Genomic DNA, 12649 nt, shown 5'->3' with positions numbered 1-12649 from the left:
AAAGCAAGATCGGCATAACCAGAAATGAAGGGAGAACAATCATGTCAAGAATCAGGTTTCGCCAGCGTCAGCGTTTGCTGACTGCGGGGGCGGGAGCCGCGGCAGCGTTATTGATCTGCGCAGCGGCGGGCATTCCTTATGTGCGCCATATCGAAAAAAACTACGAGGCTGATCGGAGCGGTTATGAACAGCAGATTGCGGAGATGGACGCGCAGCGCGTACCGGTCTTTGCGCTGACGCGTAATATCCAGGCCGGCGAAGAAATCGGGGAGGATGATCTAGTCCAGATTGAAGTGGTTAAAACGACCGTTCCGGAAGATATGTCCGCGCGGGAAGATGCAGTAGGGCGTTATGCGAAAGTTTCGCTTTCCAAAAACATGCCTGTCAGCGAGTCGATGCTGTACGAAGGCGAAGTGACGCCTAAAGATCTGCGGAATCAAGAGTTTCGCTTGATCGAGCTGCCGAGTCGCCTGCAAGCCGGAGAGTTCGTCGACGTTCGCGTAAAGTTCCCGACAGGCGAAGACTTCATCGTATTGTCCAAAAAACGCACGGAAGATCTGGCTTCGGGAACAATCTGGGTGCAGATGAACGAACGCGAGATTTTGACGATGTCGTCGGCGATTGTGGACGCTTATCTGAACGATGCTTCGATCTACGCGGTAACCTATGTTGAACCGGGTCTTCAACAAGCCGCAACTATTACTTATCCGGCAAACGCAAGTGTTCTGGATCTGATTGAAAGCGATCCGAATATCGTCGAACGTGCGAAGACCGAGCTGGAACGCCGGATGCGCGAAAAGCTGGAGAGCGGACTCGATCTGCTGACGCCGGAAGACATTCAGAAGTATCTGAATAGTAAGGCGAACATGAGCACGATCAATCCCGGTACGCAAAACAACTCGCTGATTCAAGAGCAAAGCGTGGATACCGGAACGACGCAAGAAGCCGAGGCGGCAGAAAGCGAGCCCGTTTTCACGGATAACTCCGATGCCGGCGTAAGCGATTGAGGAGGATGACGAGTGAAACGAGCTATTTTTATCGGTGATCGGGATAAAACGGACCTGCTGTTTTATACAGCCAAAATATTAGCCGAAAGCGGGCTGCGCGTGTTGATTGTCGATGCTACAGCGCTTGGAAGTTACGAATTTTCGTATCCGGCGTTGGATGTTCCGGGCCAGCCGCAGGAGTATGACGGATTTGAAGTTTGGATTCCGGCGAGAGGTGAGCAAGCTTTTGCCCATGCGGACTATGATTTTGTTCTGTATGACACGGACGATCCGTTTCGGATCAGCGAGCTGCCGGAAGCGGAGCAGCGATTCCTTGTAATGGGATGCGAGCAGACCTCGGTTCGTCGAAGCGTTCGGCTCTTGGAGAGCTTTTTTACAGAACGGCCGCTTGCTGAACTATCTGCCTTTCATAAAGTATGGATGGAAGGTGCGCGTGAACCGGGAGAAGCTTATATCAATGAACAATTTGAAGCTTTTCCGATCGATTGGAAAGAAACCTTGGTCTATTACCCGGATGAACGTGATCTTGCGATCAAAATTGGCAATCAGTATGCCAACAGTTTAAAGCTGAAAGGACTGTCCCCGGAAATGAAAAAAGCCGTGCAAGGGATTGCCACGGTATTGCTTGAAAATGACGAACGCGAAACGCGCAAATTGTGGAAAAAAGCTGAAAGGAGCAAATAAAATGGGACAAATCGCCTTTTGGAGTATGGGGCATGGCACAGGCGTCACTTCTTCTGTTGCCGCAATTGCTTCGATTATCGGCAGCGAGTATCGGATTCGCACGTTGGTTTCCCAACCGCAGGGAGAAGAAAGCACGCTGGAACGAGGCTTTTCCCGCTCGATCAATACATATAGTCGAGACCTGGCTACCGATGCCGGAACCGGACTGGATGCGTTGGTTCGTTTGGCTCGCAGCGGCAAGTTGGAGCGGGAAACGGTTAAAAACAACGCGCTTTTGATCGAACGGGATCGTCTGGATTTGCTCAGCGGCTCGGAGCGAATGAATCGTCTGCAATTCGAGAATGCCGGCGGACTTATCGGAAATATCTATGCCAACGCACGAAACTATTACGACTGCATTTTGCTGGATATCCGATCGGGAACCGACAGTCCGGCTGCGGCGCAGGCGCTTGCGGAAGCGGATCTCGTTGTCGTTTGTTTAACGCAGAATGCGGATATGCTGGAACGTTATTTCAATCGAAACGGATGGCCGAAAGAGCTTCATGGCAAAAAACAACTGCTCTTGTTCTCGGGTTACGATCCTCGTTCCAAATACAAAGCAGCCAACATTTTGCGCAAGTACGGAAGACGCGAGCCTGCATTGACCGTGCCTTACAGTTCTGATTTTAGAGATGCGATCAATGATGGGGATATCAAAGGCTTCATGGCGCGCAGTCGCTCATTGGATCGGCGGCATGACAACTATCCGTTCATGATGGAAGTTCGTCGGACTGCGGAAAAGGTACTGGAAGAGATCGGCATCAACACCAGACTGAAACACGTAGATGCCGCGAAAGGAGCCTCATAAGGCATGGACTGGATTAATTTGCTGCTGATTTGCGTGATTCTTGCCGGGATTTTGTTGTGGCTGCTCCTGCTGCTTCGTAAAAGTCCCATGGCGCAAGGAGCACGCGAACTTGAGGCCGAGCTTCTTACGATCGAGGCGCTTCAGTCCTATGCGACGGCGGCCATTAATGAATTCACCAATGCCAATCTGTTGGACCTTGGTTTATCGGCTGAAGAGTTCGAGCGCAGAAGAAATGTCGTGGCTGAACTGAAAAGTTCGCTTAAGATGTGCAATTCCGGCAGTTTGGCGGATAAGACTTACGTTAAATCATTCATTGCCGATTTGCTTCTGCGCGGAGAAGTGATTAACGAATCGACGATTGATCGCGTGCTGCCTTTCGGCGACGAGCGGCTGCTTACCGATCAGGACAAATTTGATATTTTGCTGCACGCCTACAAATTGGAGCACGGCATGCAGGGCTTAAGCCGGCTGATCGAAAAGCATCGTTTGGCAGAACTGAAGTCCATTATCGAAAACGGCGAGACGGAATCGTACATCATCACTCCTGAAGAGATTCGCGATATCTACGCTCTGGAAGCGCCTCGATTGTCTTTCGATGACAAGCTGCAAATCGTCGTTCAACGTGTGTATCAGCAGTATAAGGGATTTGGACCGATCGATGAACTGCGGGATCAGACCATTGACGGCGTCTCGGGCGGGGTCTCCGGTCTGCCTGCCGATATGCAAGAGCTGGAGCATGAAGTTGAATTGATGCGATCCATGCGGGAAAAAGGACCTCGCGGCTGCGACAGCATCTGGATTTTTTACCGAGGAAAATCGATTCGTTTGGCATTCCTTGGGTTCGGCAGCGATCTGGAGTTGAAGCGGGTCTGTCAGAACATCTACAAATTCGGCAGTCCCGGACAGCTGTCCGAAGCCAAGGCTTACATGGTCAATGAAATGCAGGACGGTTCGCGGGTTGTCGTGGTACGACCTCCTTTTTCGGAAAGCTGGGCGTTCTTTGTGCGTAAATTCGATTTGCCGAATCTGAGTTTGGAGCGTTTGCTCGCTTCCGAACAAGTCAAAGGCGCCGAACTGCCGATGAAAATGCTGGATTATTTGATGAAAGGCGCTCAGGTCACGGCCGTGACGGGCGAGCAAGGTTCGGGTAAAACGACGCTGCTTATGGCGATGGTCAAGTCGATCTACGGAACGTTCAATCTGCGGATTCAAGAATTGGCGTTCGAGCTGCATTTACGCAGGTTGTATCCGGAACGAAATACACTGGCTTTTCGCGAGACGGACAAAATCAGCGGTCAGGAAGGCTTGGATCTTCAAAAAAAGACCGACGGCACGGTTAACATTCTCGGGGAAGTTGCGACCGATCCGGTTGCGGCCTGGGCTGTTCAAATGTCGCAAGTTGCCAGTAAATTCACGGTTTTCAGCCATCACGCCAAAACGATGAAAGACTTGATCTGGTCGCTGCGAAACTCATTGCTTAAGACGGGAACGTTTCAGAACGAACGGATCGCCGAGGAACAGGTAGCCAGTGTCATCGCGTTCGATGTGCATCTGGAAAAAGAGCGCGACGGTACCCGGTATATCGAACGGTTGACGGAATGCGTCGTGCTGGATCCCGACGAACAAGGGTTTGCCGAACTTGCAGGAAAATTGGATGGAGAGTTGGATGAGGCATCGGCGATTAAAGTGTTAGCCCGCGCCAATCTCGATTACTACCGACGCTTGACGGGACGTACGTTCGAAGCGAGGAATATTATCGAATTCCGAGACGGTAGGTATGTTCCGGTACATCGTCCTACTGCTCGAAAAGTAGAGTTGATGGCAGGAAACATGTCGAGGGAAGATGCCGCTGATTTTCGCGCCTTTCTGGACCGGTACTGGGGGATTGAATCGGCATGAGTGTGAAATTGCTTATTATCCTGGCCTCCGCATTGTACGTCGTTCCGATTGTGCTCTGGATCATTCTGCGACAGCTGCGTAAGAAAAGCGGGGTTCAAGAAGAGACGATCGCCAGTTGGATGAATCGTCAGCCGGGGATGAAGAAGGAAAACCCGAAGCTCAATCGCTTCTATCAACGTTCCTATGTTCGTTCCGCGCAAATCCCGATCTTTCGCGGTCAAGTGCGTCGAATCCGTCAACGGCTTGCGGTGATCAGTCCATATGATGAACTGACTATTCGCAAGGAAACGATGAAGATCACCTACTCCGTTTTACTGATTGTCGTCGGATTGATTTTGGCTCTTGCTCTATTCGGCCGAAGCGTGTCCGTTGTGCTACTGGGTATGATCGGCTGTCTCGTTTTGAACGGGATGCTTATCGATCTATTCGTTCATCGCGTAGAGAATCGCTTGCTGAAGGATTTTCGCGACTTTTTGGAGGATAATCGGCATCAATTTCAAGCAACCCGCATGGCGGATGAAGCAATCTATGAAGCCGCGCAGTTATCCAGTCATGACATGAAGCTGCACGGTGAACGGATGCATGGCGTACTAACAGCCAAAGATCCGGATCGCAGCTTGGCAGCCTACTATGAAGTCGCTCCCAACCGTTACTTGAAAGTATTTACGGGGATCGCGCGCATGATTATGGAATACGGCGACAAAACGACGGCGAAAGGTTCGTTATACCTGAATGCAATCAGCAAGTTCGTTCAGGATATCAACTTCGACCTGCTGCGAAGAAACCGTTTGAGTTATCAGCTAAATAGCTTAACGGTCATTGCATTAGCGCCGATTCTGCTGTCTTTCCCGCTTCAGCGTTGGGCTGAAACATATTTTCCTGTCATGGGCGAATTTTACGAAGGGCGGATCGGCCTGGCGGCGAAGCTGCTGTTGTACGCGGTAGCTGTTGCGGCATATGTGCTGATTCGCAAGCTCGCAGAAACGGAAGAGTCGCGTTATACGCCGAAATCGGGCGGTATTCGTTGGGAAAAGAAACTATATGAGTATCGGCCGATTCGTTTCGTCGTTGACCGATTCGTGCCTCAGAAACATACGAAGGCGCATTACAGTCTATCGCGGTTGATTAAAGAATCCAATTCGCCGCTCATGATTGAATGGTTGACGGTAAGACGTCTGCTGCTGTCGCTGTGTGCCGTCCTTTTTGTCTCGGGTATGTTTGTATCGGCGCATATCGGTCAGGTTGAACGAATCTGGAATGCACCGACCTATCTCAAAGGTGGATTAATGCTGGGGCGGGTTGATGATGCAGAGCGCCGGGAAGCGGAGGAGCGTACTTCTCTCGATAACCGGATCATGCAGGACATTGATGCCGGAAAGTCCGATTGGGAGGATAAGGTACGAGTTCTGGTGAGAGAATCGGCTACGTCAACACTAAGCGAGGTTCAACAAAATGACATGTCAGCGCGCATTGTGGAAAAGTTGAGTCAGGCAAACAGCGAGTATTTGAAATGGTGGGAAGTGTTGATCGCCGTTGCGGCGGGGATGGGCGTTTACTTTGTTCCGCTGGGAATCATGCAATTTCAACGTCGGATTCGCGGAATGGAAATGCAGAATGAAGTCGATCAATTCCGGATGTTAATCTCGATTCTGAGTCAATTTGACCGGATGAGCGTGCAGATTATTTTGGAATGGATGGAACGTTTCGGAATCATTTTCAAACCTGCGCTTCAGCGCTGTTTGCTCGATTACGATAGCGGGCCTGCGGCGGCATTGCGGCAGTTGAAGACTGAAGCCCCTTTTCCATCGTTTGTCCGGATGATCGAACGTTTGGAAAACGCGCTGGAGCGTATTTCGATTCAGGAAGCGTTCGACGATTTGGAAATGGAGCAAGAGTATTACCGGGAACAGAAAAAAGAAACGATGGATCGTCTGATTGAAAGCAAAGCAAACTGGGGCAGGGATATCGGATTTGCGCCTGTCATGTTCATGCTTGGCGCTTACATCATCGTTCCGTTCCTGTACGTATCGTTTATGCAAATGAAGGATCTGATTACGCAACTGGGCCAAATTTAAAACAATCAACCAAAATTCATTTTAAAGGGGACTATTTATTATGGGAAGCAATGCAACTTCGGGTTTGAAATTGGCAGCAGGAATTTTTCTGACGCTCGCGCTGATCACAACGGTGGTCGTCATTTTCATTTCTTCGCAAGACGCTGCAAAAGAAGGCCAAACTCAATTTTCTACCATTCAGACGCAGTTGTCGCAGACGCGCTTCAATATCTATGAGAACACGACGTTGTCCGGCAGCCAAGTTATGAACGCGGTCCGTCAGTATAACAATGAAAAGCAATTCGGCGTATACGTTCAGACGGGTAAAGGCGGTTCGACTTATTACGGCAGCCAGTTCAATCAGACGACAGGCATCATTACAGGCGAAAAAAACAATACCGTTTTGTCTCCCGCATTGGATGAAGCCGACAACAATTTCATCAATCCGTCGGGTAAATTCAAGTCTTCGGTCGTTCGCGATGATAACAACATGGTTCGCGGTATCGTGTTCGTTCAAGCTAAATAAAACAAAGGGAACGGGTACCTTGTCAACTTTTAATCAGAGGATTGTGTTCGCCTAGCACTTCGTACCGGGTTAAGATCCAAATTCCAGGCGGGCGTAATCTTACCTGTGTCGTTGAAAAGGTACCCACAGCCTTCCGGACCGTTCGGAAGGCTGCTGCCCGGTTGGAGGGAATAGATGAGCAATGCGAGGAGTTTTATGGTACTGGCAGCTGTGTTTTTCTTGTTCATCGGGGCATGTACATATACGGTGAACGTCATTCAATCGATCGAACACGGAACCCGGCTTGCCTACGCGTTGAAGACGGATCAGGACAGAAAGGTTAAAGCCAAGCTCTCTGCTCCCGGAGAAGAAACGTATAGCGGTGCTGCTATCGTGAACATCATTCGAAATATCCAAGAAAGCGATCTGGATATTGAGGTGAACGGAATGCTTTATTTACGGACGGGAAATTACGAAGACTTTGACCCGAGCAGGATTGATTTAAGCAAAAGATACCGGGCAATTTACGAGAGGGACAGCGCGGGATATTTAATCAAAATCGTATTTAGGGGATAAAACATGAAATATGTAACCGGCATATTCGCGGCTCTTTTGGCTGTTTTGCTTTTGTTCATGTACCCGTTATATGAGCAAGCCAGAAGCCAAGATAAAATTGCAAACATCGTGGTCCAGGGCGCAGCGATGCATTTTATCGATAGCGCAAGAACGAAGGGGTATATCACGCCGAAAATGTACGAAGAGTTTAATGCTCAACTGGCGGCAACAGGTAACCAGTATGAAGTGGAGCTGGAGCATCTGCATAAGCAAGTCAGCCCTGATTACGGCGATCCGGCAAATTCGGTTACTTTTCAGCATAGCTTTACCGCTTACTATTCCGGATTTTACAATCAACAAATTCTTGCCGTATTGTTTCCCGACAGCACGTTGCCTTCGAATGATCCCGGTAGGCGCTACACGATGCAGGTCGGCGATTACATCGGCATTCAGATGACGAATAAAAATAGAACGGCGGCTACGCAGCTTTGGGATTTTTTAATGAGCGACAATACCACGGAAAATTCGACGGTTCTGATGAACTACGAAGGAATGGTCTTGCATGAAGATTACTAGTTTCGCGATTATTTTCGTTCTGATCTTTTCGCCTTTTTTTCAAATTGCGTCAATGCGCCTGGATGATCTGGATAAAGTCATGCAGCTGACCGATCGTTATAATGCGGTCACCAAGACGGCGATTCAGGATGCGGCGTACATGTTGAACGAAACGGTCGATCAGCGGTACGAACCCGGGTACGGATCGAAAAAGTTTTTTCGGGCCAACAAAGAGCGTGCCGTAGAAGCTTTCTATCGAACGCTGGCTTTGAACTTTAATGTGGACGGCGACGCGGTCGCGATCGGAGCGCTTGCGGGTTATATCCCGGCAGTCGCAGTGATCGATTATGACGGCTACTACATCTATGCAACCGAACAATTCGTGGATGACAGCGGTCAGGCACAGATGAGACTGGTATGGTCGCCGAAGAAACCATACTCGTATGCGGATAAGCAAGGGAATATCGTACAATTTTCCCTGGATGGATTTGTGAAAACGTATGATCGTAGTTCCTCGCGTTGGATTCAAGGGCAGCGCACGGAAGTTGTTGATTCTACGCAAATTCCTTTGCTGAGAGACGGCGCGACGTTCGAGACCGCCCGCAGGCAAACTATCATCCATGCGATTCAAAACGACCTTGCGTATACGATCAATAGACATAATCAATATGCGACGCGCTACGGAATCGATTATCTGTTCACATTGCCGCAAATTTCGCAGGAAGAGTGGGATAACGGGATCGATGATATCGGAATCGTCGCGTTCATTCAAGGGATCCCTGTGGGCGACCAGCAGTACAATAACTATTCCTTCGGCGGCGGCATGCTGAAGAAGAAAAAAGTAATCTATGGATCTGTTGATCCGTCTACCGGAATCAGATACTACTCGCGCGATCCTGCGCAGCTGCCCGCGAAAGTCGAAGAGCGATTCGAGAACGAGAAAGACGCGGCCAGATCCGGCTATTTCCCGGTCCGGAAGTAAGTAGTGATCATGACTGATTGGTAAGTGATGTTAGTTTTTTTGTGAGGAAAAGCTTCTCAGAAGCTCCAATAGATTCTTTTGCTGGGATTCGTTCATTCGGCCGAACAAATCGAGGATTTCGCGTTCTTCTTCTTTCAACGGATGTTCCAGCAGGTCGTCGACGGGCAGCAGCTCGGAAAGGGGGAGACCCAGTGCGCGGCTGAGGCTGCTCAGTGTATTGAGCCTCGGCGAGCGCCGATTGCATTCAATGTCGCTGATTGAGGATTGGGAGACGTTGGCCCGTTGAGCAAGCTCCACCGAAGATAAATGACGCGCTTTGCGCAAATAGCGCAGTTTGCTTCCGATGTCCATAAAATCCGCCTTTCTCTGAACAAAATAAGTGATTGGGAATAGGGCTGCCTTGCTTTAAGATGCGTCAAAATATGCCTGCAACTAGACTATATAACGAATGAGTAGCCAAGGTCTACGTATTCTTTTTCCAAACAAACGAAACATCCGAAGCCTTCCGGAAGTGAAAAAAGCACCAGTCCTGCACCCATGTTCGGGAAAGGCCTGGTGCTTTTTGATTTGCTCTTACGATTGATTCGTATCGTGCTTTTAATCCCGACTTTGAATGACGAATAACAATCCGCTGTCGATCGATACTGTGCCTGTCGGGCCGGCAAGCTTATTACTGACCGCCAGCGATTGTCCTTGTCTAAGCGTGGCATTGGTTAACGGATACTCGAAGCCTTGAAGCGTTACGCCGCTGACCTCCATCGTAGCCGGAATCAGGGATATGTATGTGAACCCATGATTTTCTACGGTGAGTTGGCTGCTTGTCAGTTGAATGTAATTGTTGGCATCGCGAATCGTGCAGACGACTTGATGGTGCAGTGCGCGAATCAACAATTGGACATTAGCTAGAGTATGATCCATCCGTCCGCCTGTTACGCCCAACATGATGATTTCTGAAGGACGCTGGTTCAAAGCCAATTCAAAGGCAAGCTCGGTGTCCGTATAATTTTTGTCGACCGGATCGCAGGAATCGGTTTTGATACTGACTGAACGAATTCGTTCGGCATCTGCCGGGGATACCGAATCAAAGTCGCCTACGGCAATATCTGGCGTCAACCCGTGTTCGATCAATAGCAAGGCGCCGCGATCCGCTCCGATAAGCAGATCGCCAGCGCTGATATATTCCAGGTAATCGTCGGTCCATGATCCACCTGAGACGATGATAACTCGTTTGGCAGTCAATACAAACCCTCTTTTCATAAATAAAGGATGAGGCGCTCCGTTTGTGCAGGCTCAATAAAGTCTAAGCGCAACCACGGTATTGCTACTCTTCAGTATACCGAACCGGCGCATGTACGCAAAGACATCGAGTGAAGCGGCAGAGTTGCGTTGATGCTGCGCGTTTAGCGACCAAGTTTGCAAGATTGACAAAAAATTAAGCGTTGCGATTCCTTCAATGGGTTAAAAAATACATGAGTGCGTCCGGAAGTTCTTTCTGCCAAAATCCCCAGAGATGTTTGCCTTCCTTTTCCGCGTAGCGTACGGTTGCGCCGCGGTCTTGCAGCAGATCGCGGGTTCGGCGGTTGAGGTCAACGAAGTCGAATGTTCCGTGATCCGTCTCGTATTCATCCTCCTGCAGCCCTACGATCATGTACGCGTCGAGCCAGCTCAAGTCAGACTCTCGCGCAATGATTTCCTGGGACTCTCCGTAGTAGGCACCCGAGAGGCTGATAATTCGAGGGAATTCGCCCGGGTATAACAGGGACAGATGGAGAGACATCGAACCGCCCAATGAATCTCCGGCTAAAATGCGATCGTCTTCGCGCGCGCGGTACTTTTGCTCGACGAACGGAATAATCTCTTCCATAATACAGCGCACATAGGCTTCGTGGCGATCTCCGAACGGAGCATATTCAGCAGTTCTCTTTTTAACGTCCACTTCAATGCCTACTATAATGAAAGGTTCGACTCCCTCATCGAGAATAAGCTGGTTGGCATAGGTGGCGATTCGACCGAAATTGAAAAATTCTTCACCGTCCTGGCAGTAGACAACAGGATAGCTGAGCACCTCGTTATAACCGGGGGGGAGGTAAATTCGAAGTGTTCTTTCTTCATTTAAAAAGCTGCTCGCAATGACTTCCTTCACAATGGTGCGTTTAAGGTAGCGGGAATCTGTCATGGAAACTCTCTCCTTTTACAAGTTTGACCGCTGGTTTTGCATGCGCTTTACAGGGCAGGCGAGAATGCGGTAAGATTGGAAATGTGCGGACGAAAAGACGTAGAACGTTCGGAAATTCCTTTTTGTTATACTAATATACGCTTCCTGTTATATATACAATACAAGAAATTAATGAACAAATATGCTTAATTTCTTTGACTCGGCTATGCAACAGGTGTATAATAATGATATAACAGAGGGACATGATATTCAAATTTTTTATTGGGGTGAAAAATAATGAGCAAGGTTCCTTATGAAGTGTATACGGAAGACGTTGAAGCTCTTTCCGTTCTTTCGCCGGATGGCGAAATTGTTAACGAAGCATTGATGCCAGAATTGACTGACGACCAACTGAAAGAAGTTATGCGTCGCATGGTCTTTACCCGTACTTGGGATGAAAGAGCAATCAACTTGGGCCGTCAAGGACGTCTCGGATTCTATGCACCGGTTTCCGGTCAAGAAGCAACAATGGTAGGCAGCGAGTTCGCTCTGCAAAAAGAAGACTTCGTTTGCCCGGGTTATCGCGACATTCCGCAACTCGTATGGCACGGTCTTCCGTTGTACCAAGCTTTCCTGTATTCCCGCGGTCACCAGCACGGCGGACAAATTCCGGAAGGCGTTAACGTTCTGATGCCGCAAATCATCATCGGTGCGCAAATTCTGCACGCGATGGGGATTGCCATGGGCTTCAAACTGAAAAAGCAAAAACAAGTCGCGATCACTTATACGGGTGACGGCGGTTCGTCGGAAGGCGACTTCTACGAAGGCCTGAACTACGCAGGCGTATACAAACTTCCTGTAATCTTCTTCGTGCAAAACAACGGTTATGCGATCACGACTCCGTTCGCGAAGCAAACGGCTGCGCTGTCGATCGCTCACAAAGCGGTTGCAGCAGGCATCAAAGGCGTTAAAATCGACGGCATGGACGTATTTGCCGTCATCAAAGCGGTACAAGACGCTGCTGAACGCGGACGTAACGGCGAAGGCGCGACACTGATCGAAGCCGTAACTTACCGCGTTAAGCCGCACTCCCTTTCCGACGATACTTCCAAGTACCGTACGAAGGAAGAAGAAGGACAATGGAGCGAGAAAGATCCAATCACTCGCCTTGCGAAATACCTGGAGAAAAAAGGACTTTGGACTGCGGAAGACACCGAACGCGTAAGAGCAGAAGCCAAAGAAACCGTAGCCGAGCAAATCAAAAAGGCAGAGAAAACAGAGAAAATGACTGTTTCCGGCCTGATCGATTCCATGTTCGAACATACACCTAAACATCTGGAAGAGCAAAAAGCGGACTTCCAATAAAAGAATCGGTTCCGGCTGAGTGCCCTGGCGGCACTCAACCG

The 12649-nt window shown here is 49.4% G+C and carries 13 protein-coding genes; 10 read left to right on the top strand and 3 right to left on the bottom strand.

Going from position 1 to position 12649, the window contains the following annotated elements; genetic code table 11:
- The first annotated feature begins 41 nt into the window (after positions 1 to 41).
- From SACSAC_RS17520 to SACSAC_RS17480, 9 genes are all read left to right on the top strand, one after another.
- On the top strand, positions 42 to 1007 hold the full coding sequence (locus tag SACSAC_RS17520) for an SAF domain-containing protein (protein WP_051507215.1): 966 nt from the start codon (positions 42 to 44) through the stop codon (positions 1005 to 1007).
- A gap of 12 nt (positions 1008 to 1019) precedes the next feature.
- Positions 1020 to 1691, top strand: a complete 672-nt coding sequence (locus tag SACSAC_RS17515; protein ID WP_037288776.1) for a hypothetical protein — start codon at positions 1020 to 1022, stop codon at positions 1689 to 1691.
- Between the two features lies 1 nt (position 1692).
- Positions 1693 to 2538, top strand: coding sequence for a CpaE/TadZ family protein (locus SACSAC_RS17510; protein ID WP_037288773.1), 846 nt, complete (start codon positions 1693 to 1695; stop codon positions 2536 to 2538).
- Between the two features lie 3 nt (positions 2539 to 2541).
- Positions 2542 to 4437 carry an ATPase, T2SS/T4P/T4SS family gene (locus SACSAC_RS17505; protein WP_037288771.1) on the top strand — a complete coding sequence of 632 codons (1896 nt, stop codon included), beginning with the start codon at positions 2542 to 2544 and terminating at the stop codon, positions 4435 to 4437.
- Complete coding sequence (locus SACSAC_RS17500; RefSeq protein WP_051507214.1) at positions 4434 to 6512, top strand: hypothetical protein; 2079 nt, start codon at positions 4434 to 4436, stop codon at positions 6510 to 6512. Before SACSAC_RS17505 ends, SACSAC_RS17500 begins: the two co-directional genes overlap by 4 nt.
- Positions 6513 to 6552: 40 nt before the next feature.
- Positions 6553 to 7017 carry a hypothetical protein gene (locus tag SACSAC_RS17495; protein ID WP_037288769.1) on the top strand — a complete coding sequence of 155 codons (465 nt, stop codon included), beginning with the start codon at positions 6553 to 6555 and terminating at the stop codon, positions 7015 to 7017.
- Between the two features lie 174 nt (positions 7018 to 7191).
- A complete protein-coding gene (locus SACSAC_RS17490) occupies positions 7192 to 7572 on the top strand; it encodes a hypothetical protein (protein ID WP_156951030.1) in 381 nt (126 codons plus the stop codon).
- Between the two features lie 3 nt (positions 7573 to 7575).
- Positions 7576 to 8127, top strand: a complete 552-nt coding sequence (locus SACSAC_RS17485) for a hypothetical protein (protein WP_037288765.1) — start codon at positions 7576 to 7578, stop codon at positions 8125 to 8127.
- The gene (locus tag SACSAC_RS17480; RefSeq protein WP_037288762.1) at positions 8114 to 9088 is read left to right on the top strand and encodes a hypothetical protein; all 975 of its coding nucleotides are present in this window, start codon (positions 8114 to 8116) and stop codon (positions 9086 to 9088) included. The genes SACSAC_RS17485 and SACSAC_RS17480 overlap by 14 nt, the downstream gene beginning before the upstream one ends.
- Positions 9089 to 9118: 30 nt before the next feature.
- Here the strand turns inward: SACSAC_RS17480 and SACSAC_RS27270 are convergent, their stop codons facing one another.
- From SACSAC_RS27270 to SACSAC_RS17465, 3 genes are all read right to left on the bottom strand, one after another.
- On the bottom strand, positions 9119 to 9439 hold the full coding sequence (locus SACSAC_RS27270; RefSeq protein ID WP_051507213.1) for a helix-turn-helix domain-containing protein: 321 nt from the start codon (positions 9437 to 9439) through the stop codon (positions 9119 to 9121).
- Between the two features lie 246 nt (positions 9440 to 9685).
- Positions 9686 to 10327, bottom strand: coding sequence for a thiamine diphosphokinase (locus SACSAC_RS17470; RefSeq protein WP_156951029.1), 642 nt, complete (start codon positions 10325 to 10327; stop codon positions 9686 to 9688).
- A 211-nt stretch (positions 10328 to 10538) separates the two neighbouring features.
- Positions 10539 to 11264, bottom strand: coding sequence for an alpha/beta hydrolase (locus SACSAC_RS17465; protein WP_037288756.1), 726 nt, complete (start codon positions 11262 to 11264; stop codon positions 10539 to 10541).
- A 276-nt stretch (positions 11265 to 11540) separates the two neighbouring features.
- On the opposite strand from SACSAC_RS17465, the gene pdhA reads away from it, so the two are divergent.
- The gene (gene pdhA, locus SACSAC_RS17460) at positions 11541 to 12608 is read left to right on the top strand and encodes a pyruvate dehydrogenase (acetyl-transferring) E1 component subunit alpha (RefSeq protein WP_037288753.1); all 1068 of its coding nucleotides are present in this window, start codon (positions 11541 to 11543) and stop codon (positions 12606 to 12608) included.
- Positions 12609 to 12649 lie beyond the last annotated feature (41 nt).

The organism is Saccharibacillus sacchari DSM 19268 (assembly GCF_000585395.1).
Taxonomy (GTDB): Bacteria; Bacillota; Bacilli; order Paenibacillales; family Paenibacillaceae; genus Saccharibacillus; species Saccharibacillus sacchari.
Note: the sequence above shows the minus strand (reverse complement) of the source record. Positions and strands in the feature narration are given on the sequence as shown.

What these genes read in the sequence shown, in the direction of transcription:
- SACSAC_RS17480 (WP_037288762.1), top strand. Translation starts at nt 8,114, where the DNA reads ATGAAGATTACTAGTTTCGCGATTATTTTCGTTCTGATCTTTTCGCCT.
- SACSAC_RS17465 (WP_037288756.1), bottom strand. Translation starts at nt 11,264, where the DNA reads ATGACAGATTCCCGCTACCTTAAACGCACCATTGTGAAGGAAGTCATT.
- SACSAC_RS17485 (WP_037288765.1), top strand. Translation starts at nt 7,576, where the DNA reads ATGAAATATGTAACCGGCATATTCGCGGCTCTTTTGGCTGTTTTGCTT.
- SACSAC_RS17520 (WP_051507215.1), top strand. Translation starts at nt 42, where the DNA reads ATGTCAAGAATCAGGTTTCGCCAGCGTCAGCGTTTGCTGACTGCGGGG.
- SACSAC_RS17500 (WP_051507214.1), top strand. Translation starts at nt 4,434, where the DNA reads ATGAGTGTGAAATTGCTTATTATCCTGGCCTCCGCATTGTACGTCGTT.
- SACSAC_RS27270 (WP_051507213.1), bottom strand. Translation starts at nt 9,439, where the DNA reads ATGGACATCGGAAGCAAACTGCGCTATTTGCGCAAAGCGCGTCATTTA.
- SACSAC_RS17495 (WP_037288769.1), top strand. Translation starts at nt 6,553, where the DNA reads ATGGGAAGCAATGCAACTTCGGGTTTGAAATTGGCAGCAGGAATTTTT.
- SACSAC_RS17505 (WP_037288771.1), top strand. Translation starts at nt 2,542, where the DNA reads ATGGACTGGATTAATTTGCTGCTGATTTGCGTGATTCTTGCCGGGATT.
- pdhA (WP_037288753.1), top strand. Translation starts at nt 11,541, where the DNA reads ATGAGCAAGGTTCCTTATGAAGTGTATACGGAAGACGTTGAAGCTCTT.
- SACSAC_RS17510 (WP_037288773.1), top strand. Translation starts at nt 1,693, where the DNA reads ATGGGACAAATCGCCTTTTGGAGTATGGGGCATGGCACAGGCGTCACT.
- SACSAC_RS17490 (WP_156951030.1), top strand. Translation starts at nt 7,192, where the DNA reads ATGAGCAATGCGAGGAGTTTTATGGTACTGGCAGCTGTGTTTTTCTTG.